Source organism: Saccharothrix hoggarensis (genome assembly GCF_052936025.1).
On sequence record NZ_CP193624.1, the window covers coordinates 2,333,752 to 2,355,810 of the forward strand.

The 22,059-nt window shown below is 73.5% G+C and carries 17 protein-coding genes; 10 read left to right on the forward strand and 7 right to left on the reverse strand.

Annotated features, from left to right (window positions below; translation table 11 throughout):
* Window positions 1-39 precede the first annotated feature (39 nt).
* The 3 genes from ACRAKH_RS11280 to ACRAKH_RS11290 all read left to right on the forward strand — a co-directional run bounded on the left by ACRAKH_RS11280 (window position 40) and on the right by ACRAKH_RS11290 (window position 3,555).
* Window positions 40-891, forward strand: coding sequence for a glycosyltransferase (locus ACRAKH_RS11280; RefSeq protein ID WP_380724469.1), 852 nt, complete (start codon window positions 40-42; stop codon window positions 889-891).
* Window positions 888-2,156 carry a hypothetical protein gene (locus ACRAKH_RS11285; protein WP_380724470.1) on the forward strand — a complete coding sequence of 423 codons (1,269 nt, stop codon included), beginning with the start codon at window positions 888-890 and terminating at the stop codon, window positions 2,154-2,156. Before ACRAKH_RS11280 ends, ACRAKH_RS11285 begins: the two co-directional genes overlap by 4 nt.
* Before the next feature lie 85 nt (window positions 2,157-2,241).
* Window positions 2,242-3,555, forward strand: coding sequence for a cytochrome D1 domain-containing protein (locus ACRAKH_RS11290; protein ID WP_380724471.1), 1,314 nt, complete (start codon window positions 2,242-2,244; stop codon window positions 3,553-3,555).
* A 61-nt stretch (window positions 3,556-3,616) separates the two neighbouring features.
* On the opposite strand, the gene ACRAKH_RS11295 is transcribed toward ACRAKH_RS11290, so the two are convergent.
* A complete protein-coding gene (locus ACRAKH_RS11295) occupies window positions 3,617-3,781 on the reverse strand; it encodes a hypothetical protein (protein WP_380724472.1) in 165 nt (54 codons plus the stop codon).
* Between the two features lie 56 nt (window positions 3,782-3,837).
* Window positions 3,838-5,058 (reverse strand): MFS transporter, encoded by a 1,221-nt coding sequence (locus ACRAKH_RS11300; protein ID WP_380724483.1) that lies wholly within the window; start codon window positions 5,056-5,058, stop codon window positions 3,838-3,840.
* Window positions 5,059-5,144: 86 nt separating this feature from the next.
* Here ACRAKH_RS11300 and ACRAKH_RS11305 point away from each other — a divergent pair, with 86 nt between their 5' ends.
* From ACRAKH_RS11305 to ACRAKH_RS11315, 3 genes are all read left to right on the forward strand, one after another.
* Window positions 5,145-6,062 (forward strand): WecB/TagA/CpsF family glycosyltransferase, encoded by a 918-nt coding sequence (locus ACRAKH_RS11305; protein WP_447009795.1) that lies wholly within the window; start codon window positions 5,145-5,147, stop codon window positions 6,060-6,062.
* 2 nt (window positions 6,063-6,064) lie between these two features.
* Window positions 6,065-8,107 carry a glycosyltransferase gene (locus ACRAKH_RS11310; RefSeq protein WP_380724474.1) on the forward strand — a complete coding sequence of 681 codons (2,043 nt, stop codon included), beginning with the start codon at window positions 6,065-6,067 and terminating at the stop codon, window positions 8,105-8,107.
* Window positions 8,108-8,201: 94 nt separating this feature from the next.
* Window positions 8,202-9,725 carry a serine/threonine-protein kinase gene (locus tag ACRAKH_RS11315; protein WP_447009796.1) on the forward strand — a complete coding sequence of 508 codons (1,524 nt, stop codon included), beginning with the start codon at window positions 8,202-8,204 and terminating at the stop codon, window positions 9,723-9,725.
* Between the two features lie 120 nt (window positions 9,726-9,845).
* Here the strand turns inward: ACRAKH_RS11315 and ACRAKH_RS11320 are convergent, their stop codons facing one another.
* Complete coding sequence (locus ACRAKH_RS11320) at window positions 9,846-10,631, reverse strand: enoyl-CoA hydratase/isomerase family protein (RefSeq protein WP_380724476.1); 786 nt, start codon at window positions 10,629-10,631, stop codon at window positions 9,846-9,848.
* 76 nt (window positions 10,632-10,707) lie between these two features.
* Between ACRAKH_RS11320 and ACRAKH_RS11325 the strand changes: the two genes are divergently transcribed.
* Together ACRAKH_RS11325 and ACRAKH_RS11330 are read left to right on the forward strand one after the other, a co-directional pair.
* Window positions 10,708-11,175, forward strand: a complete 468-nt coding sequence (locus ACRAKH_RS11325; protein ID WP_380724477.1) for a GNAT family N-acetyltransferase — start codon at window positions 10,708-10,710, stop codon at window positions 11,173-11,175.
* Window positions 11,176-11,288: 113 nt separating this feature from the next.
* Window positions 11,289-11,822, forward strand: a complete 534-nt coding sequence (locus ACRAKH_RS11330) for a LuxR C-terminal-related transcriptional regulator (protein ID WP_236594835.1) — start codon at window positions 11,289-11,291, stop codon at window positions 11,820-11,822.
* Window positions 11,823-12,131: 309 nt separating this feature from the next.
* On the opposite strand, the gene ACRAKH_RS11335 is transcribed toward ACRAKH_RS11330, so the two are convergent.
* Complete coding sequence (locus ACRAKH_RS11335; RefSeq protein WP_380724478.1) at window positions 12,132-14,951, reverse strand: ATP-binding protein; 2,820 nt, start codon at window positions 14,949-14,951, stop codon at window positions 12,132-12,134.
* Between the two features lie 220 nt (window positions 14,952-15,171).
* Between ACRAKH_RS11335 and ACRAKH_RS11340 the strand changes: the two genes are divergently transcribed.
* Both ACRAKH_RS11340 and ACRAKH_RS11345 read left to right on the forward strand, forming a co-directional pair.
* On the forward strand, window positions 15,172-16,407 hold the full coding sequence (locus ACRAKH_RS11340; protein ID WP_380724479.1) for an ABC transporter substrate-binding protein: 1,236 nt from the start codon (window positions 15,172-15,174) through the stop codon (window positions 16,405-16,407).
* Between the two features lie 34 nt (window positions 16,408-16,441).
* On the forward strand, window positions 16,442-16,882 hold the full coding sequence (locus ACRAKH_RS11345) for an SRPBCC family protein (protein ID WP_380724480.1): 441 nt from the start codon (window positions 16,442-16,444) through the stop codon (window positions 16,880-16,882).
* 132 nt (window positions 16,883-17,014) lie between these two features.
* On the opposite strand, the gene ACRAKH_RS11350 is transcribed toward ACRAKH_RS11345, so the two are convergent.
* Genes ACRAKH_RS11350 through ACRAKH_RS11360 form a run of 3 tightly spaced genes read right to left on the reverse strand, consistent with a single transcriptional unit; the run spans window position 17,015 to window position 21,982 of the window.
* Entirely contained in the window at window positions 17,015-18,592 is a 1,578-nt protein-coding gene (locus ACRAKH_RS11350) for a phytoene desaturase family protein (protein ID WP_380724481.1), read from the reverse strand.
* Complete coding sequence (locus tag ACRAKH_RS11355) at window positions 18,589-19,626, reverse strand: NAD-dependent epimerase/dehydratase family protein (RefSeq protein WP_380724482.1); 1,038 nt, start codon at window positions 19,624-19,626, stop codon at window positions 18,589-18,591. Before ACRAKH_RS11355 ends, ACRAKH_RS11350 begins: the two co-directional genes overlap by 4 nt.
* A gap of 10 nt (window positions 19,627-19,636) precedes the next feature.
* The gene (locus ACRAKH_RS11360) at window positions 19,637-21,982 is read right to left on the reverse strand and encodes a Tex family protein (RefSeq protein ID WP_447009797.1); all 2,346 of its coding nucleotides are present in this window, start codon (window positions 21,980-21,982) and stop codon (window positions 19,637-19,639) included.
* Between the last annotated feature and the right edge of the window lie 77 nt (window positions 21,983-22,059).

A 22,059-nucleotide genomic window follows, 5' to 3' on the forward strand; every position in this document is an offset into this window, starting at 1 on the left:
GGCGCGATCCCGATGTACGGGACAACGGGAAGGGGTTCCATGGACCACGTCGTGCTGACGCGCTTCAACCTGCCGTCCGTCGGCGCGGAGAGCGTCGTGCGGGCGCGTGACGGGTGGCTGACCGAGCGTGTCGGGCTGTTCGAGCGGTACTGCCTGCCCTCGGTGGCGGCGCAGACGTCCTCGAACTTCCGGTGGCTCGTCTACTTCGACCCGGAGAGCCCGCAGTGGCTCAAGGACCGCGTCGCGGCGCACGGCGACGCGTACACCCCGGTGTTCCGCACGCAGGTGGGTCACGACGACCTGGTCGAGGACATCGGCAAGCTCTTCCCGGTCAAGGGCGACGAGCTGATCACCACGAACCTCGACAACGACGACGGGCTCGCCGCGAACTTCGTGGCCCGCCTGCAGGCCGCGCCCTCCACCGGCCGCCGCACCGCGCTGTACCTGGCGAACGGGCTGGTCAAGAGCCCGGGCGGGGTGTACGCCCACCACGACCGGGACAACGCGTTCGCGTCCATGCGGGAGAGCTGGGACGACCCGGTGACGTGCTGGGCCGACTGGCACAACCGGCTGCACCGGCACGCCGAGGTGGTGTCGCTGGGCGGCGCGCCAGGCTGGCTGCAGGTCGTGCACGGCGGGAACGTCAGCAACCGGACCCGCGGCAGGCTCGTCGCGCCCGCGCCGTACCGGCCGCTGTTCGGCGACGCGCTGGACGACGTGCCGACGCCCGCGGGCCGCGTGCTGGCGCGGGACCGGTTGGTGGGACGTCCCCTGCGGGTGGCGCGGGACGCGGCCAGGCACGTGGCCAAGACGGCGGCGCTGCGGCTGCTCGGACCCGGCGGGTTCGAGAAGGCCAAGCAGGTGCTCGCGGCGCGCGGGCGCGTGAGGTGAACCGCTTCCGCGCGCTGTCGGTCGTCGTGCTGCTCGCCGTGACCGCCGCGACCGCCTGCACGGCCTCGGAGGCGGAGCCGCCGCCACCGCCGAAGCCCGTGTCCGTGGTCATCCCGTCCGTCGACTACTACAAGAAGTGGGCCAACGGCCCCAACCCGACCGGCGACCCGTCGGTGTTCCCGATCACCGTGTGGATGCAGGACCCGTCCGGCGTCGAGAACGGCAGGAAACTCGGCCTGGCGTACCCGGAGATCGGCATCGACACCGGCATCGGGCTGTGGGAGGACGAGTGGTGGTACCTCCGCCAGGAGGGCCTCCACCAGACGGACTGGCGGGTCTACGTGGACGCCACGCGCGTCGACGCGGTCCTGGCCGACACCGCGCACGCCCGCAACTACGTCGGCTACCTGGTGGCCGACGAGCCGGACATGAACAAGGTCTACGGCGACGTGTTCCACCCCGACATGCAGCCCTCGGCGATCGTGCGGGCCGCGGACGCCGTGCGCGCCAAGGACCCGACGCGGCCGACGTACGTCAACTTCAGCCCGTGGATGGGCACCCCGACCGGCGAGGTCGGGTACGGCTACATCGAGGAGTCGTACGAAGAGGACATGCGCACGTACTGCTCGGCCGCCGACATCGCCTCCGCCGACTACTACGGGTGGACGCACCCGGACCGGGGTGACACGGTCGGCGCGTACAGCTACGGCCAGGTGATCGACACCATGCGCAAGTGGTGCGGGCCGGACAAGCCGCTGTACGGGTTCGTGGAGACCGGGCACCCGCACACGCACGGCGAGATCATCGACCCGGACCAGCTGGAGTCGGCGGTCTGGAACACGGTGCTGCACGGCGCGACCGGCATCAACTACTTCGCCCACAGCTTCTACACCGAGGGGCGCGGCGAGTACTCCAGCGTCCTGACCAGGCCGGAGATCACCGCGCGGGTCACCGCCGTGAACGCGCGGCTGAAGTCGCTGGCGCCGGTGCTCAACGCGCCGCACCTGCCGGGCGTGACGGCGTCCGCCGACAACGGCATCCCGGTGTCCGTGCTGCACAAGGAAGTCGGCGGCGAGCGCTGGGTCCTGGCGCAGACCGACGGCACCCGGCAGCACCCGCGCAGCCTCGCCGCGACGGTGACGCTGACCGTGCCGGTGGGGTCGGGCACGGCCGCGGTCGTGGACGAGGACCGCACCGTGCCGATCGTGGACGGGAAGATCGTGGACGACTTCGGCCCGTACGGGGTGCACGTGTACCGATTCTGACCGGTCCGCGTCCCGTGGCGTGCTAACGGCCGGGCGCGGGTCGTCGATGGGCCCATTACCGCAACTCCAGCAGACGGAGGCCGACGTGTCGTTCGGACAGATCCGCAAGGTGCGCGCCCTGTGCGCCACGGTCGCGTTGGGGGCGGGGCTGCTGCTCGTGCCGTCGGCCTCGGCGGCGGAGCCGGGCCGGGTGCTCGGGTACGTGGCCAACAACGGCGGCGGGGTGTCGGTGCTCGACACGGCCACGAACACCGTCACCGGCACGCTGGCCGACTCGGGCGGCGATTCCCCTTACGGCGTCGGGGTGGCGTTCGACGGCGCGCGCGGGTACGTGACGAACGTCCGCGACGACACGCTCACGGTGATCGACACGCCGACCAACACCGTGGACGCGTCGGTGCCGGTGGGCGACGGGCCGGCCGGTGTCGTCGTCTCGCCGTCCGGTGGTCACGTGTACGTGTCGAACTACCGGGCGGGCACGGTGTCCGTGGTCGACGCGGCCACGTTGACCGTGACGGAGACGATCCCGGTCGGCGCGAACGCGGACGGCGTCGCGATCACCCCGGACGGCCGCCGCCTGTACGTGGCGCACGACGTGGTCGGTCCGGGCACGGTGTCCGTTGTGGACACCACCACGAACACGGAGGTCGCCGACATCCCGACCGGTGACACGCCGACCGCCGTCGCGGTGACGCCGGACGGCGCCAAGCTGGTGGTGGTCAACAAGTTCTCGAACAACGTGGCCGTGGTCGACACCCGGTCGAACGCGGTGATCGGCACGGTCCCGGTGAGCTTCATCCCGCACGGCGTCGCGATCGCCCCGGACGGCGTCCGCGCGTACGTCACCAACAGCGAGGGCCACAGCCTGTCGGTGGTGGACCTCGCGGCGCTGGCGCACGTGGCGCGGGTGCCCGTGGGGACTCGGCCGATCGGCGTGGCCCTGACCCCGGACGGCGCCCGGGCGTACGTGACGAACTTCGGCTCCGGCACGGTGTCCGTCGTGGACACCGCCACGCTGGCCGTGTCCGCGACGGTGCCGGTGGGCGTGAACCCGGTCGGCATCGCGGTCAACGCCGTCCCGGCCGCGCCCACCCGGCTGGCGGCCGGACCGGCGCAGCTCCAGCTCCGCCTGCTGGGCTTCACCGTGCGCGGGCTGGACGCGACGCTGACCGAGTCCCACACCGGACGCCCGGTGGCGGGCAAGCGGGTCACGTTCCGCACCGTCAAGGGGCACCCGCTCTGCACGGCCACCACGAACTCCGCGGGCAAGGCGCAGTGCGACGCGAACGTCCCGCTGCTGGTGGGCGTCGCCACGCTCCTCATGGGCTACACGGCGAGCCACGCGGGCGACACCGCCCACGGCCCGTCCGCCGCGCACGGCCCGATCGGCCTCCTCTGACGTCGACCGCCGGACCGCGGCCCGTGCGCCCTCGGGCGCACGGGCCGCTCTTCACGGGGCGTTATCGGGCTCGGCGGGTGGCGCGCACGGCCCGCACGATGACCACGATCGAGCCGATGACGAGCAGGGCGCCCAGGCCCTGGAGACCGGGCGAGTCGTCGGCTTCCCCGTACACGACGGCGGCGACGCCGACCGCGATGCCGAGGAGCGGGAGCAGGAACTTCACGGGTCTCCGATCAGACGTGGAACCTTCGGTTCTGTCGACCGAGTATCACTCGAATCCTATCGAATTTCAATAGGCGACGTGCGGGTGGTCAACCACCACGCCACGAGCACCGCCACCACCAGCGAACCGACGGCCGCCCACACGGCCGTGCCGAAGCTCGCGAACTGCAACAGGAACCCGAACGCCACGGACGACACGAGCCGCGCCAGCGCCTGCCCCGTCTGCACCACCGCCAGCCCGGACGCCCGCAGCGCCTCCGGCACCAGACCGCTCACCCGGGCGGACAGCACGCCGTCCGTCGCCGCGTAGAACAGGCCGTGCAGCACCAGGGCCACGCCGACGCCGACGTACCCCGTGCCGGCCGCGAGCAGCAGCACGTAGACGCCGAGCAGCAGCACGTGCCCGCCGAGGAACACCGGCCACCGGCCGACCCGGTCCGCCAACCGCCCCGCGGGCGCCGCCGCGGCCAGGAACACCAACGCCGTGCCCAACGGCAGCAGCGGCAGCAGGTGCAGCGGCGCGTCGGTCGCCTTCTGCACCAGGATGAACACGAACGCGTCCGACAGCGTCGCCAACCCCAGCACGGCCGACGCCACCGCCACCCGCCGGTACCCGGCCTGTCGCAGCAGCGCCAGACCCGACAGGAACGACGGGCGCGCCGGCGCGGGCCGCGGGTTCTCCCGCACGAACGCCACCAGCACGATCAAGCCCACCGCGGCGAAGCACGCGCTCACCACGAACACCGGCCCGGCGACCGTCCCGACCACGTACAGCAGCAGGAACGTCACCAGCGGGCCGAGCAGCGCGCCCACCGTGTCCATGGCCCGGTGCAGCCCGAACGCCGCGCCCAGCCGGTCCGGCGGGGTCGCCAGGGAGATCAGCGCGTCGCGCGGCGCGGTCCGCAGCCCCTTGCCCGCGCGGTCCGCGGCCAGCGTCGCGCCGATCCCGAAGGCCGACGCGCCCACCAACGGGAACACGAGCTTCGTCACCGCGGACAGTCCGTAACCGACCGCGGCCACCGCCTTGTGCCGGTGCGTGCGGTCGGAGACGTGCCCGCCGACGAGCCGCAGCACCGCCGTCGCGCCCGTGTACAGCCCGTCGAGCACCCCGAACTGCGCGTAGCTCATGTTGAGCGTGAACAGCAGGTAGACCGGCATGAACGCGGTGACCATCTCGGCCGACACGTCGGTCAGCAGGCTCACCGCGCCGAGTGCGACGACCGTGCCGGGGACCTTGCCCTTGACGCGGTCGCCGGTCCGGGCGGACGCGATGTACATGCCCCCGTTATCGGTCACGGGTGGTGACCGTTACCGCCGCCGGGGTCCGCCGTAACGGGCGCCCTCCCGAACCCGATGACGCGGGTATGCCGGACATCTCCCAAGCCCGCGTCCGCGTGGGCGCCGTCGACGTGTGGGCCGTGCGGGAGTCCGGGGTCGCCGACCACGTCCGCGCGGCGTGGGGCCGGTCCGAGGGCGGCGCGATCGTCACGGCCAACGTGGACATCGTGCGCGCCGCGACCCGCCGCCCCGACCTGGCCGCGCTGATCGCCGAGTCCGAAGTGGTCGTCGCCGACGGCATGCCGGTGGTGTGGGCCGGACGGCTCGCGGGCGTGCCGGTGCCGGAGCGCGTCACCGGCTCGTCGCTCGTCTTCACGCTCGCCGAGGCCGCCGCCCGCGACGGCCGCTCGGTGTACCTGCTCGGCGGCGCGCCGGGCGTCCCGGAGAAGGCCGCCGAGGCGCTGCGCGCCCGGTACCCGGGGTTGGCGGTCGCGGGCACGGACTCGCCGCCGTTCGGGTTCGACGCGTCGGCCGAGGCCACCGCCGAGGCCGTGGCCAAGGTGCGGGAGGCGGAGCCGGACCTGGTGCTGGTCGGCCTCGGGTTCCCCAAGCAGGAACGCCTGATCCGCCTGCTGCGCGCCGAGCTGCCGCGCACGTGGTTCCTGGGTTGCGGCGCGGGCATCCCGATGGCGGCCGGCGAGTTCCGCCGCGCGCCCGGCGTCGTGCAGAAGGTCGGCGGGGAGTGGCTGCACCGCCTCGCGCTCGAACCGCGCCGGCTGGCGAAGCGCTACCTGCGCGACGACCTGCCGTTCGCGTTCCGCCTGCTCGGGGGCGCGCTGCGCGCCCGGTTCCGCGGGGCCGCCACCGCCACCGCCACTGCCACCGCCACCGCCACCGCCGACGGTGTCGGCAATCCGACCGCGGCCGACGGCAATCCCGCCGCAACCGGCAGCGCCGGCAGCACGACCGCCGCCGACGGCGTCGGCACCCGGACCGGGGAGTAGAAGTGCCGCTTGCCGTGGTCGTCGTGACCTACCACAGCGCCGATGTCGTCGAGGACTGCCTGAAGTCCGTCGCCGCCGCGCTGGAGTCCATCCCGGACAGTCAAATCGTGGTGGTGGACAACGCCTCTGCCGACGACACGCTGGGCGTCGTCGCCCGCGTCGCGCCGCACGCGCGGATCGTGGCGCGGACCGCCAACGACGGGTTCGCGGCGGGCGTGAACGCGGGGTTCGCCGCCGCGCCGGACTGCGACGTCCTGGTGCTCAACCCGGACATCCGGCTCGCACCGGACACGATCACGTTGCTGCGCGCCGCCTTGGCGTTGCCCGGCACCGGCATCGCCGTGCCGCGCCTGACCGGCCCCGACGGCTCGCAACAGCTGTCGCTGCGCCGCTCGCCGAACCCGTTGCGCGCCTTGGGCGAAGCCCTCCTCGGCGGCACGCGCGCCGGTCGCGTCGACGCGCTCGGCGAGCTGGTCGTGGACCCCCTCCGGTACGAGACGGCCGGGACGTCCGACTGGGCGACCGGCGCCGCGTGGCTCATCTCCCGCGAGGCGCGCGAGGCCACGGGCGTGCTGGAGGAGCGGTACTTCCTGTACTCCGAGGAGACCGAGTACCTGCTCCGCGCCGGGAAGCGCGGGTACGTCGTACGCTACGAGCCGCGGGCGCACGCCGTGCACCTGGGCGGCGAGCAGTCGACGTCACCGGTGCTGTGGTCGATGGCCACCACGAACCGGGTGCGGATGGTCCGCGAGCGCGACGGCCGGCCGGCGGCGTTCGCCATGTGGTGCGCGGTGCTGCTCAACGAGCTGCTGCGCGCGCCGCGCGGCGTGAAGCACCGCAGGGCGGTGGCGGACCTGGTGCGCTGGCGCCGGTGGCCGGCCCGTCCCGGCGCCGTCCCGGAGCCCGGCTGGGTGTGCTTCTCGGCGCAGGACTGGTGGTACCACAACCGGGCGCACTCGGACTTCCAGCTGATGCGGTCCATGACGGCGCACCGCAGGGTGCTCGTCGTCAACAGCATCGGCATGCGCATGCCCACCCGGGGCAACAGCACCCACGTCGCCCGCCGCATCCTGCGCAAGCTGCGCAGCGTCGCGAAGTTCGTGCGCCGACCCATGCCGGACTTCTACGTGATGTCGCCGCTGCCGCTGCCGTTCTACGGCTCGCCGCTGCTGCGCAAGGTCAACGCCGTGCTGGTGCGCTGCCAGGTCCGGCTGGTGGCCCGTGCGCTCGGCCTGCGCGTGCCGGTGATCATGGTGACCATCCCCACCGCGTGGGACGTCGTGGCCCCGATGCGCCGCCACCGCCTGGTGTTCAACCGCTCCGACCGGCACTCGGACTTCCCCGAGGCCGACCGCGCCGCCATCGAGGCGCTGGAGCACCGGCTCCTCGCCCACGCCGACCACGTCGTCTACGTGAGCCACTCGCTGATGGACGAGGAGCTGCCCCGGACCGGCTCCCGCGCCCACTTCCTCGACCACGGCGTCGACGTCGACCACTTCACCGCCCGCCCGGAGGCCGAGCGGCCGGACGACGTGCGGTCGATCCCCGGCCCCCGGATCGGGTTCTTCGGCGCGCTGGACGACTTCGTGGTCGACTTCGACCTGCTGGAACGGGTCGCCGCCGAGCTGCCGGACGCGTCCCTGGTGCTGATCGGCGACGCCACGCACCCGATGGAGCGGTTCGACAAGTACCCGAACGTCCACTGGCTCGGGTTCCAGCCGTACAGCCGCATCCCGGCGTACGGGTCGGCGTTCGACGTTGCGATCATGCCGTGGCAGGACAACGACTGGATCAAGCGGTCCAACCCGATCAAGCTGAAGGAGTACCTCGCGCTGGGCCTCCCGGTCGTCAGCACCGACTTCGCCGAACTCGCCGCCTACACCGACCGGGTTCGCGTCGCCACCACGCACACCGCGTTCGTCGAGGCCGTCCGCGAGACCCTGGCCCGCGGTCCGCTGCGCCCGCCCGCAGTCCTCCGCGCCTCCGTCCAAAACCACTCCTGGCACGCCCGGGCCGCCGACCTCCTGGCCCTGACCACGCGCTGACGCCCGTCCCGCCGAGGTTGCGCCGCTGTGGTGTGCGCCGCGAACCTCGCCGTCCGGCACGAGTCGGGTGGCCGGCGCATCTAGGGTGGGTGTCGTGCAGCCACTGCCCCCGAACGCCCCGTCGCGGATCGGCGACTACACGCTGCTCGCCGCGCTCGGCCGCGGCGCGATGGGCTCGGTCTACCTGGCCCGGTCGCGCGGCGGGCGGCCGATCGCGGTGAAGGTGGCGCGGTCCGAGCTCGCCGACAACCCGGAGTTCCGCGAGCGGTTCCGCCGCGAGGTCGAGATGGCGCGGGCCGTGGGCGGCTTCTGGACCGCCACGGTCGTCGACGCCGACCCGGACGCCGACCGGCCGTGGATGGCCACCGAGTACATCCCCGGCCTGAGCCTCCAGCAGGCCGTCCAGGACCACGGGCCCCTGCCGGAACGGGCCGTGCGCCGGCTCGCCGCGGGCCTCGCCGAGGCGCTGGTCGCGATCCACGGCGCGGGCCTGGTGCACCGCGACCTCAAGCCGTCGAACGTGCTGCTGGCCAACGACGGGCCGCGCGTCATCGACTTCGGCATCGCCCGCGCGCTGGAGCACTCGGCGCTCACCGAGGCGGGCATCGTGTTCGGCACGCCCGGCTACCTGTCGCCGGAGCAGGTCGTCGGCCAGGCGATCAGCACCCAGAGCGACGTGTTCGCGCTCGGGTCGGTGCTGGTCTACGCCGCGACCGGCGGCGGGCCGTTCGGCGAGGGCGCCACGTCCGCGCTGGTCTACCGCGTGGTGCACCAGGAGCCGGACCTGTCGCGGGTGCCGCCGGCGCTGGTGCCGCTGATCGTGCCGTGCCTGGTCCGCGAACCGGCGCACCGGCCGACGCCCGCCCGCCTGCTGGAGCTGATCGGGCCGCCGTCAGCGGAACCGTCCTGGCTGCCCGCGCGCATCCACACCGTGGTCGAGCAGCGGCACACCGAGCTGAGCAAGCTGCCCGCCAAGCCGCCGACGCGGGTCATGGTGGACGACCCGCCGCCCAAGCCGCCGACGCTCGTCGCGCCCGCCCCGAAGCCGCCGACGCTCGTCGCGGCCAAGCCCGCGCCCGCGGCGGTCCCCGAGCGCGACGAGGTCCGCGCCACCGGCGTCCGGTTCCGGACGTCGCGGGTGGTGGGCGCGAGCTGGGCCGGCGCGCACTTCCTGGCGGCGCTCGTCACGGCCGCCATCGCCGACCCGAACTCCAGCGCGCCCGGCGCGGTCCGGTTGGCGGCGTTCGTCGCGTTCGTGGTGTTCGCGGTGGCGACGATCCGGTTGCTGATCGGCGTGGCCCGTTCCCCGCTCACCCTCGACGTCGGCCCGGACGGCATCACCCTGTCCAACGGCGGCAAGACCCGCCGCCTGCCCTGGTACGCGATCGCCCGCGTCAAAGTGGAGGCCCACCACGCCCGCCCGTGGTTGGTCGTGTGGCTCGTCGGCGCCGCCAAGGCGCCCGAGACGCTGGGACGCGGCAGCTTCACCCAGCACAAGGGCGGCCTGCGCGTGTACCCGATCTCGCACGAGCGCTACCGCAAGCGCCGCGACCGGGACGTGGTCGAGCTGCGCTCGGCGCTGGCCTGGTACGGATCGGCCGCCTACGACCCGCGCTGATCCACGGGGTTCCGGCCGCGGAGAGGACCCTCGTCACGCCACCGAAGTCCGACCTGCGCCGGACCTGGTGGGGCGCACCGACCGCGTGCGCGTCGGCCCACGCCCGGCGGGGACCTCCGGTCAGCGACCGCGGAACGTCGCCTTGCCCGGCCCGTCGGCCAGGAACGACCGCACCGCGCCCCGCAGGTCCTCGGTGTCGAACAGCTCGGCCGCGATCGCGGTGACGTGCGCGTTCGCCTCGGCCACGCCGCCGCTCTCGAAGTGCGCCAGCACCCGCTTGGTGGCCGCGTGCGCCAGCGTCGGCCCGGTCGCCAGCGCGTGGGTGAACTCCAGCGCGGCGTCGTCGAAGCCCTCGTCCGGCAGCACCCGGTTGACCACGCCCCACCGTTCCAGCGTGGCCGCGTCGTAGCGGTCGCCGGTCATCACGAACTCCTTGGCGCGGCCCACGCCCGCCCGCGCGGCCAGCCGCTGCGTGCCGCCCATGGTCGGGGTCAGCCCCACGACCTTCTCCACCAGCCCGAACCGGGCCCGTTCGGCGGCCAGCACGATGTCGCACGCGAGCGCCAGCTCGAACGCCCAGGTCAAGCACAGGCCGTGGGCCGCGAAGACGGTCGGGAACGGCAGCGCCGCCACCCGGTCGGGCAGCTCCAGCATCCGGTCGAACAGGACCTTGGCCCGCGCCGACGTCTCCTGCGCGTCGAACAGCCCGACGTCGACGCCGCCGCTGACGACCTTGCCCTCGAACCGGACCAGCAACGCCCGCGCGGGTCGTTCCCCCAGGTCCTCGACGGCCGCTTCCAGGAGGTCGTGCAACCCGGCGGTGTAGAGGTTCAGCGGGGGAGCGTCCACGGTGAGCACGGCCAGCCCGACCGCGTCCCGCTCGAGGCGGACCTGTTGCGCTGCCACGGGCTGTGACTTTACACGCGTCCGGAATGCCGAAAACCAGGTGTCCGAATGGCCCAGTGGAGGTGAAAATCTTCCGGTGACTTCCTGGACCGTTCAGCCGGAACCGGTTGACAGCCCGACCGCGGTGGCCGTCATCCGCACCTACCTCGCCGACATCATCGCCCGCTACTACGGTCGGCCGGCCACGCCCGAGGAGATCGATCAAGCGATCTCCGACGACCCGACGGACGACCTGGCCGCGTTCTTCGTGGGGCGACGGGACGGTGTGGTGCGAGGGTGTGTCGGTTTCCGTATGGTCGGGGCGGAAACGGCCGAGCTGAAGCGGATGTTCGTCGACCCGGAGGCCCGCGGCACCGGCGGGGGAGCGGCGTTGCTCGCCGCGGCGGAACGTGCGGCTGTCTCATTTGGTGCTGCGTCCGTTCGCCTCGACACCCGTGCTGACCTGGTCGAAGCCCGAGCGCTGTACGCCCGCCACGGCTACCGTGAGGTGTCCCCGTTCAACGACGACCGCTATGCGGACCACTGGTTCGAAAAGCGGCTATAGAGGCCATCGGGTTCCCGTATCACGGGTGTGAGGTGTCTCACTTGACACTGAATAATCGCCGCAGTTGAGTATGGGACGAAAGTCGGCCGCGGAATGAAATGGGGATCAGTCCAGTGGCTTTCGCCGTTGAGTTGACATTTCGTGATGCGCGCCAGGTGCGGAGATCCATTCATCTCGCACACCGGGAATATTGGCGTCCGCTCGCCGAGCAGGGTGTGCTCGTCGGAACCGGCCCCTGGGCCGACGGTTCCGGAGTGCTGCTGATCGTGCAGGTGCCCGACGACGCCGCTGCCCGGGACCTGGTGCGCGGTGACCCGTACGTGCGATCGCAGTCGATCGCAGAGGTGCGGATACGCCAGTGGCACGTGCTGCTGGGTGTGCCGGAGGGCGAGCGGGTGCCGGGCATCGTCCGGCCGCGCGACGGCCAGAGCGCGGAAGCGCGCTCGCGCGAGCCCTTGACGCCACACGAGCACCGGATCGCGCTGATGATGTTGGAGGGCATGACGAACCGTCAGATAGCCGAGCACTTCTCGGTGTCCACGCGGGCGGTCGAACTCCACATCACCCGCATCTACCGCAAGCTCGACATCGGCCGGCGGGCGCAGCTCGCCGCGGCGATGCCGTGGGGCCAGCGCTCGTACCTCTAGTGGGCACGTGCCGATCGGGGCACACCCACCAGGGGCGCTGGTACCGCTGGGGCTGAACCTCTCGTGCAGGTACCGGACAGGCGCGGTGCCGCGGGGATCGTCGGACACACACCCTCGATCCTCGCGGACGGCGTCAGACCCGACGTCAGGCCGCACACCGGCCGCGCGTCAGGTCACCAGATCGACTCGCTCGTGGTCACCGGACCGGCCGACGGCGTCACCGTCGGCGGATCGGTCCACGCCGTCAAGGCCACGGTCAGGCCCGCGGTGTCACGCCGGTGGCATGGCCCGCGGAGTCAGGCCACGGCGTCAGGCCAGCAGATCGGCCCGCGACGCCACGCCGAGCTTGCGCAGCACCCGCGCCACGTGCTGCTCGACCGTCCGCGGCGACAGGAACAGCACGTCGGCGATCTCCCGGTTGGTCCGTCCCTGGGCCAGCAGCCGGGCCACGTCCTGCTCCCGCGGTGACAACGCGTTGCCGTAGCCGCGCCGACCGCGCCGCGACGGCGTCGCCACGCCCGCGCCGCGCACCAGGTGCCGGCACCGCGCCGCGTCCCGGCTCGCGCCGAGCGCGTCGAACCGGGCGGCCACCTCGCCGAGCGCCGCCACGGCGGTCTCGTCCCCGTGCTCCAGCTCCACCAGCGCGATCCGCTCCGACAGCACCGCCGAGTAGTACCGCAGGCCGAGGTCGTCGGCCGCCCGGCGCGCGTCGTGCAGCAGGAACACCGCGTCGTCGTCCTCCCGCTGCACGGCCACCAGAGCCCGGCACACCTTCAGCGCCACGTGAGCGAGCGGCGCGTCCCGGTCGGCCAGCCCCGCGTCGAACTCCTCCACGAGCTTCGCCGCGTCCTCGGTGCGGCCGGCGGCGCAGAACGCGTCCACCGCGGCCGGCGCCAGCTCGCCCAGCCACGCCCACACGCCCTTGCGGCGCGCCAGGTCCAGTCCCCGGTCGGCCTCCGCGCACGCCCGCTCCGGCTCGCCGCGCTCGGACCACAGCCGGGTCAGCGCGGCGAACCCGCCCAGCGCCACCGGCGTGATCGAGTTCTCCACGGACCGCACGCCGCTGTCGGCCAGGTGCCGTTCGGCGGCGCCCCAGTCGCCGCGCGCCACGGCCAGGCAGCCCAGCACCAGGTTGATCTCGCCGGCGACCGGCAGCATCTCCCGGTACTCCTCCAGCAGCCGCGTGGCGCGGTCGGCCAGCGATCCCCATTCGCCGGTGTACCAGTCGAGGTGGATGCGGGTGGACTGCCCGGTGCCCTCGGTGAACGGCACGCCCGCGCCGACGGTGAGCCGCAGCCCCCGGTCGAGGAAGTCCCGGGCCAGGTCGAAGTGCCCGACCAGGGCGAACGCGTCGGCGAGGTTGCAGTGCGCCCGCGCCAGGTTCCGCCGGATGCCCACGTCCGACGCGGTGTCCGGCAGGCGGTCCAGCTCGGACATGACGGTGTGGTCGCCGATGCACATCCGGGAGCCGAGCTGGTTGGCCAGCAACGCGAACCGGACCTCGTCGTCGTCGCACCCGGCGATGAACTCGTCCACCTCGCGCATCCACCGCAGGTGGTCGGCCAGCGGCGTGGCGCCGACGAACGGCTGGCCCAGCACGGCCCGCGCGCGCATCGCCAGGTCCGGCCGTTCGGCCAGCTCCGCGATGGCGTGCTCGATGACGTCACGGCCGTGCTGCGGGCCGTGGAACTGGCGGATCAGCAGGAAACCCAGGTTCAGCCGCACCTCGCCGCGCGCGGCGGTGGACAACCGGTGGTCGTTGAGCAGCCGTTCCAGCGTGGCGCGCGGGTCGTGCTGGTCGAGCCCGCCACGGGCGACCTGGCCGAGCTTCACCGCGAGCCGGTCCACGTCGGCGGACGTCAGCGACGCCTCGTCGAGCAGGCGTTGGAACAGGTGCGTCGCGGTGGACGGGTCGCCGACCTCCAGCGCGCGGTCCGCGGCGGCCTCGCCGTGCCGCAGCCAGTCGGCGAGCAGCCCGGCGCGCCTGCTGTGCTCGGCGAGCTGCATGAACGGGCGGGGCGTGACCTGGTCGAGCGCGGCGAGCGCGCGTAAGTGCAGGCGTTGTCGCTCGGGACCGGTGAGGGTGTCGTAGACGGCCTGCTGGGCGAGCGCGTGGCGGAACCCGTACCGCACGCCCGCGCTCTCGTGCAGCACGCCGCTGTGCAACGCGTGGGTGATCGCGGACCGCGCCCGCGCCGGCGCGACCGCGCCGACCTCGGCGAGGAGTTCCTCGGTGGCGGGCACGCCGAGCACGGCGGCGGCCTGCGCGATGCGCCGCCCCGTGGCGGGCAGCCGGGCGAGGCGCTCGGCCATCGCGTCGCGCAGCAGCGCCGGCACCTCGACCGCGTCCAGCAGCCGCCAGTCCGGGTCGCGCAGCGCGCGCAGCATCTCCTCCACCACGAACGGGATGCCGGCCGTGCGCTCGTGCAGGCGGGCCGCGAACTCGGCGGGCACGGCGTCCACGTCGAGGATCGCGGCGGTGAGGTCGTGCACTTCGTCCACGTCCAGCGGGTCCAGCTCCACCAGCACCGACGCCACCCCGGCGGGCGGCCGGTACGCGCTGCCCAGCGGCATGCCGCCGGGCGCGTCCTCGCGGCGGTAGGTGACCAGGGTGGTCAGGTTCGGCGGCGGGTCGGACATCAGGAACCGCAGCAGGTGGCGGCAGCCGTCGTCGGCCCAGTGCAGGTCCTCCACGACGAGCAGGACGGGCCCGAGCGCGCCCAGCAGCTCGCGCACCGCGCGGAACAGGTGGTGCCGCTCGTGCCGGGGGTCGTCCGGGCGCTCGGGCGGCTCCGGCAGGTGCGCCGCGATCTCCGGCACCAGCGGCCGCAACACCCCGGTCACCGGGCTCAGCGACACCCGACCCAGGTACCCGCCCACGTTCCGCAGCGCGTCGAGCACCGCGCCGTACGGGAACGGCTCGCGCAGCGGCTGGCAGAACCCGGTGAGCACGCGCAGCGGCCGCAGCTCCGGCCGGCCGAGCAGTTCGCGCACCAGCCGGCTCTTCCCGACCCCCGCCTCGCCGGCCACCAGCACCACCGACGGCTGGGACGCGACGGCGTGCAGCACCGCGGCCAGCTCGTCGCCCCGACCGACCAGGACGGGAGAACTGGTTCGCGGTGGCGTCATGCGCACTCCAAGCGATCGGCCGACCCCTGTATTAGAACCCAGAACCCGTCACCTGCCGCACCCCCGGTGTTGGCGTGGTGTTCGGCGGACCGCGGGTGCGGATCGGGGGACGGGGAGTTCACCGACCGTGCGGTATGTCACAGGATTAGGCGATTCGGGCGAACGGTGCCAATACTCGCTACCGGCCGGTAACAGAGTGGTGGCCGGGCAACGTGAGTGGTTGGGAGTCGTCGTGGTGCGCAACCTCGTCGCCGGATCAGTCGTCCTCGCCCTGCTCGCCGCCGGCTGCGGCGCCGACGAGGAGCCACCCGTCAAGACGGGGCCCGGCGTCACCGCGGACACCATCTCGCTGGGCGTGCTCACCGACCTGACCGGCCCGTTCTCGGCCACGTCCGGCATCCGGATCAAGGGTTACGAGCTGTTCCTCGGCCAGCTCAACGAGCGCGGCGGCATCTGCGGCCGCAAGGTCGAGCTGAAGCAGATGGACCACGGCTACGACGTCGACCGCGCGTTGCAGGCGTACTTCGAGCTCGAACCCGAGGTGCTCGGGTTCATCGACGTCACCGGCGCGCCCATGACCGAGGCCATCGAGCCCGACCTGATGCAGACCCGCGCCATCGCCGCGCCCGCGTCCTGGTCGGCGACCCTGCTCGGCAACCCGCACATGGTCGTCGTCGGCACCACCTACGACCTCGACGTGATCAACGGCTGGGACCACCTCAAGCGCGGCGGCGTGATCGGCGCGGGCGACACGATCGGCCACCTCCACGTCGAGAGCGACTACGGCCGCAACGCCCTCGAAGGCAGCACGTTCACCGCCGAGCGGTGGGGCCTGAACCTCGTCGGCAGGGCCGTGCCGGAGACCGCCGACGTCGTCGCCCAGGTCACCGAGCTGCGCGCGGCCGGCGCGAAGGCAGTCTTCCTCAGCACGTCGCCGCAGCAGACCGCGACCGCCGTCGCCACCGCCGAACGGCTCGGCTGGGACGTGCCGTTCCTCGTCAACGCCGCCGCGTACGACCCGCTGATCCTGGAGACCCCCGCCGCGTCCGCCGTGGTCGAGCGGGTGCTGGTCGTGTCGCCCATCGCGCCGTTCGCGACCGACCTGCCGGGACCGCGCGCCGTCGCCGAGGCGTTCACCCGCCAGTACCCGGACCTGAAGCCGTCCGGCTCGGTCGACCACGGGTACGCGGTCGGCATGGCGTTCGGCGTGATCCTGGAGAAGGCGTGCGCCGAGCGGGACCTGACCCGTGACGGCGTGCTGCGCGCGTTCCAGGACACCAACGAGGTGGACACCGGCAGCCTCACCGGCAAGCTGCGGTTCTCGCTCGTCGGTCGGCCGTCCAGCACCCAGTCGTACGTGTCCCGGCCCGACCCGGCGACGCCCGGCGGGCTGGCCGTCGTCGCCAACCTGTTCGAGTCCGAGCTGGTCAAGCTGAAGGGCACCCGGGCGAGGTAGTTTCCCCCGGCCCGACCGGGGAATACCGGTGGGCATGATCGAGGTGCGCTTGACGGTGCCCACGTCGGTGGAGCGGGTGTTCGCCGTGCTGGCCGACGGCTGGTCCTACGCGGGCTGGGTGGTGGGCGCCGCGCACATCCGCGAGGTCGACCCCGGCTGGCCGGGAACCGGCACCCGCATCCACCACAGCGTCGGCGCGTGGCCGCTGGCGGTGAAGGACGTGACCACGGTCCTCGACGTCGACCCGCCCCGGATGCTGGAGCTGGAGGCGCGGCTGTGGCCCCTGGGCGTGGCGCGGATCAGGTTCGAGGTGGCGGCGGTGGCCGACGGCGCCGAGATCACGATGGCGGAGGAAGCCGTGAAGGGCCCGCCCTCGCTGCTGCCGGAGTCCGTGCAAGGACTGTTCCTGGTGCCCCGCAACCGCGAATCGCTGCGCCGCCTCGGCGACCTCGCCGCCCGCAAGGCCAACCCCTAGCCGGACAACGCGGGGTCGACAACGCAGGGTCGACAACGCGGAGCCAACGCCGGGCGGACGACGCAGGGCGGACAACGCAGGGCCGGGCCGCCGACCCCGAACCACCGGGTCGCGCCCGTGCCCCTGGCCCGGTCAGGCGAGGGTTCGGTGCAAGCCTCGCATGAGCAGGCGGTAGGCGTCGCCCGCCAAGCCGTTGCGCGCCAACGCCGCCCGCGCCGCGTTCGCCCCCGCCGCCCCGTGCACCCCACCACCGGGGTGCGCGGACGCGCTCGACAGGTACAGCCGGTCCACCGGCGTGTCCGCCCGCCCCAACCCCGGCACGGGCCGGAACACCAGCTGCTGGTGGATCGCGGCCGTCCCCGAGTTCGTCGACCCACCGCGCAGGCTCTGGTTGCGCGCCTCCAGGTCCGTCGGCCCGTGCACGACCCGCGCCCGCACCAGGTCCCGGAACCCCGGCGCGTGCCGCTCCACCAACGCCTCGATCTCGTCCACCCGGCGCCGCAACCGGTCCGCCGACCACGACTCGCCGCGCGGCACGTGCGTGTACGCCCACGCGGTCTCCGTGCCGGCCGGCGACCGGGTCGGGTCGGTCGTCGTCATCTGCCCCATGATCAGGAACGGCGTCCCCGGCACCCGGCCGCACGCGATCTCCGTGCTGGTGAACGCCAACCCGTTGAAGTCGCCTCCCAAGTGGACGGTCCCCGCCGCACGCGCGCCCGGCGCGGTCCACGGGATCGGCGCGTCCAGCGCCCAGTCCACCTTGATCGTGGCGTCGTCCCACTCGAACCGGGCCAGGTCCGACACCAGCGACGGCGGCAGGAACTCCGAGCCGACCAGCCCCAGGTAGAGGGCGGGCGCGGGCACGTCCGCCAGCACCGCCTTGCGCGCCCGCACGAACCCGCCGGACCCGTCACGCACCCCCAGCGCCCGCCCACCGGCCACGACGACCCGCGTCACCGGCCGCGAGCACCGCACGACACCGCCGAGCCGCCGCACCAACGCCTGGGTCAACACGCCCGCGCCGCCCTCGGGCACGGGGTAGCCGACGTCCTGCCCGAGCATCGACAGCAGCCACCCGAACGCCGCGCCGGCCGCCTGGTCCGGCCCGAGGTCGGTGTGCATCGCGTTGCCCGCCAACAACAACGACGCGCCCTCGCCGGAGAACCGCTCGTCCCCGAACGCCCGCACCGACTGCACGAACGACCGCGCGAACCGCAACGCCTCGCCCGCGCCCAACGCGCCCAGCAGCCCCGCGCCCGCCCGCACCGGCGGGAACGGCCGCATCAACGCCTCGATCAACTCCCCGCGGACCCGTTGCCACAGCGCGAACTCCGCCCGCCACGCGTCGCCGTCGCCCGCGCCGAACTCCTCCACGGATGCCGCCGTGCGGTCCACGTCGCGCGACAGCACCACGGCCCGGTCGTCCGGCAGCACGTGCGCCAGCACCTCCGGCGCCCGCCGCCACCGCAACCCGTGCCGCTCCAACCCCAGCCCGGCGATCACCGGCGACGCCGCGCCCAGCGGGTAGAACGCGCTGAACAGGTCGTGCCGGAACCCCGGCTCGGTCAGCTCGGCCGTGCGGACCGCGCCGCCGGGCTCGTCGGCGGCCTCCAGCACCAGCACGTCCCAGCCCGCGTCGGCCAGCAGGTTCGCCGCGACCAGCCCGTTGGGTCCGGAGCCGATGACCACGGCGTCCACGACATCGCTCAACGCATCTCTCCCTGTTGGCTCTGGTGCACCGGCCGACCCCAGCCCAGTCTGCGCCACCGGCCGCCGTCCCGCGGTGCGAGCGGACCCCACGCGCCGCGCCCTTCCGCGATCGCGGCGACGAACGTCTCCAACGCCTCACGCGGCCCGTGCGCGGGCGTCCACCCCAAGGCGCGGAGGCGGGCGCAGTCCATCAGGCACGCCTGGTCGGCCAGCCGCAGCCAGCCGGGGTGCATCGGCTGCAACCCGACCCGCCACGTCGGCCACGCCAACCCCCGCAGCACGGGCAGCGGCACCGGCACCAGGAACCCGCCGAACGCCCGGGCCAGCTCCGACGCGGGCAACGGCGGGTCGGCGGCCACGTTGAACGCGCCCAGCGCGTGCCGCCTCAGGATCAGCGCGATCGCGCGGGCCACGTCCTCCGCGTGCACGACCTGCGCCCGCAGCCCCCGCCACAGCGGCACCGGCACCCACCGGCGGCCCACCACGCCCGGCGGGATCAGCGGGCTCAGCACCCACCGGTCGAGTTGCGCGCCCGCGTCCGGCTGCACGACCGCGCACGGCCGCACCCGCGCCACCCCGGCGCGCCCGTCGAGCATCCGTTCCAGCTCGGCCTTCTGCAGGCTGTAGGCGCTGCCCGGCACGCCGCCGCACGGCCAGTCCTCGGTCACGCGCCTCGTCCGGACCGCCGAAGGCGTGTACGCGGCCACCGACGACGCCACGACGACGTGCGGCACACCGGCCCGTTCGGCGGCCCGCAGCACGTGCTCGCTGCCGCCGATGTTGGTGCGGCGCATGTCGGGCTCACCCGACGCGGGCTGGATCGCCCACGCCAGGTGCACCACCGCGTCCGCCTCGGCGAACGCCCTCGCCAGCACCGCCTCGGCCGCCGGGGCGCCGATGTCGCAGGTCACCCAGTCGGGCGACCCTGGCGGGACGCGCCGCGCGATGCCCACCACCGCGTCGCCCGCGTCGGCGAGCACCCGGCGCAGGGCCGTCCCCACGTTGCCGCTGGCACCCGTGACGACGACCCTCATACCGGCCCGGTTACCCCGGTCGGCCGCCGCCAAGCCCCGCCCGGCGCAGCGCCTCGGCCATCGCGCCGTTCGCCGGCGGGCGCTCCGCCTGCCGGGACTGGCCGCCACCCTGGCCGCCGCCCCGCTGACCGCCCCGCTGACCGCCGCGTTGCCCGCCGCGCTGACCGTCCCGCGGCTGCTGCTCCCGCGGCGGCTTGCGGCCGGGCTCGTCCTCCAGCCGCAGCGTCAACCCGATCCGCTTGCGCGGGATGTCGACCTCCAGCACCTTCACCCGCACCACGTCACCGGACTTCACCACGTCCCGCGGGTCCTTCACGTACGTGTTCGACAGCGCCGAGATGTGCACCAGGCCGTCCTGGTGGACGCCGATGTCCACGAACGCGCCGAACGCGGCCACGTTCGTCACCACGCCCTCCAGCACCATGCCGGACTTCAGGTCGGCGATCTTCTCCACGCCCTCGGCGAACGTCGCCGTCTTGAACGCGGGCCGCGGGTCGCGCCCCGGCTTCTCCAGCTCGCGCAGGATGTCGGTGACGGTCGGCAGGCCGAACGTGTCGTCCACGAACTCCTGCGGCCGCAGCGACTTCAGCACCGCCGTGTTGCCGATCAGCGCCTCACCGCCCGCCCGCTCCTGCATCCGGCGCACCACGGGGTACGCTTCGGGGTGCACGGCGGACGCGTCGAGCGGGTCGTCGCCGTTCGGGATGCGCAGGAAGCCCGCGCACTGCTCGAACGCCTTCGGGCCCAGCCGCGGCACGTCCTTCAACGCCTTGCGCGAGCGGAACGGGCCGTGCCCGTCGCGGTGCTGCACGATGTTCTCGGCCAGGCCGGCGGTGATGCCGGAGACCCTGGCCAGCAGCGGCACGGACGCCGTGTTCAGGTCGACGCCGACCGCGTTCACGCAGTCCTCGACCACCGCGTCCAGCGACTTCGACAGCTTCGACTCGGACAGGTCGTGCTGGTACTGGCCCACGCCGATCGACTTCGGGTCGATCTTCACGAGCTCGGCCAGCGGGTCCTGCAACCGGCGTGCGATCGACACCGCGCCGCGCAGCGACACGTCCAGGTCGGGCAGCTCCGCCGACGCGAAGGCCGACGCCGAGTACACCGACGCGCCCGCCTCGGACACGACGACCTTCGTCAGCTTCAGGTCCGGGTGCCGCTTCAGCAGGTCGACGGCCAGCTTGTCGGTCTCGCGCGACGCGGTGCCGTTGCCGATGGCGATCAGCTCGACGTCGTGCTCCTTCGCCAGCACGGCGAGCTTCGCGATCGACTCGTCCCACCGGTTCGCCGGGACGTGCGGGTAGATCGTGTCGGTGGCGACGACCTTGCCGGTCGCGTCGACCACGGCCACCTTCACGCCGGTCCGGAAACCGGGGTCGAGGCCCATCGTGGCGCGCGTGCCCGCGGGCGCCGCCAGCAGCAGGTCCCGCAGGTTCGACGCGAACACCTTCACCGCCTCGTCCTCGGCGAACGCCCGCAGCCGCGACCGCAGGTCGATGCCAAGGTGGACGAGGATGCGCGTGCGCCACGCCCAGCGGACCGTGTCGCGCAGCCACCGGTCGGCCGGCCGGCCCTGGTCGTCCACGCCGAAGCGGGACGCGATGCGCACCTCGTAGCCGGTGGGCTCGTCCTCGTCGGCGGGGTCGAACTGGAGGTCGAGGACCTCTTCCTTCTCGCCGCGCAGCAGCGCCAGGATGCGGTGCGACGGCAGCTTCGCGAACGGCTCGGAGAAGTCGAAGTAGTCGGAGAACTTCGCCCCGTCCTCCTCCTTGCCCTCCCGGACCTTCGACACCAGCCGGCCCTGCGTCCACATGCGTTCCCGCAGGTCGCCGATGAGGTCGCCGTCCTCGCCGAACCGCTCGACCAGGATCGCCCGCGCGCCGAGCAGCGCCGCGGCCACGTCCGGGACGTCCTCGGTGACGTACGCCTTGGCCACCACCTGCGGGTCCTGCGTCGGGTCGGCCAGCAGCCCGTCGGCGAGCGGTTCGAGGCCCTGCTCGCGCGCGATCTGCGCCTTGGTCCGCCGCTTCGGCTTGTAGGGCAGGTAGAGGTCCTCCAGCCGGGCCTTCGAGTCGGCGGCCAGGATCGAGGCCTCCAGCGCCTCGTCCAGCTTGCCCTGCGACCGGATGGAGTCGAGCACAGCCGCCCGGCGTTCCTCCAGCTCGCGGAGGTAGCCGAGGCGTTCCTCCAGGGTGCGGAGCTGGGCGTCGTCCAGCGCGCCGGTCGCTTCCTTCCGGTACCGGGCGATGAAGGGAACGGTGGAACCACCGTCGAGCAGGTCGATGGCGGCGCTGACCTGCCCGGCCCGCACCCCGAGCTCGTCGGCGATCCTCTGGTGAATGGCTGTGGTCACAGCGAGCCATTGTGCCCTGCCCGGCGAACCACGATCGTGCGCCCCGGCGCGCCTCGCCGTTGCCCCGGTGACCGTCG

Excerpts from the sequence above, each read along its gene's own strand:
- ACRAKH_RS11355 (WP_380724482.1), bottom strand. The coding sequence starts at position 19,626 with ATGAGGGTCGTCGTCACGGGTGCCAGCGGCAACGTGGGGACGGCCCTG.
- ACRAKH_RS11345 (WP_380724480.1), top strand. The coding sequence starts at position 16,442 with ATGATCGAGGTGCGCTTGACGGTGCCCACGTCGGTGGAGCGGGTGTTC.
- ACRAKH_RS11335 (WP_380724478.1), bottom strand. The coding sequence starts at position 14,951 with ATGACGCCACCGCGAACCAGTTCTCCCGTCCTGGTCGGTCGGGGCGAC.
- ACRAKH_RS11305 (WP_447009795.1), top strand. The coding sequence starts at position 5,145 with ATGCCGGACATCTCCCAAGCCCGCGTCCGCGTGGGCGCCGTCGACGTG.
- ACRAKH_RS11300 (WP_380724483.1), bottom strand. The coding sequence starts at position 5,058 with ATGTACATCGCGTCCGCCCGGACCGGCGACCGCGTCAAGGGCAAGGTC.
- ACRAKH_RS11280 (WP_380724469.1), top strand. The coding sequence starts at position 40 with ATGGACCACGTCGTGCTGACGCGCTTCAACCTGCCGTCCGTCGGCGCG.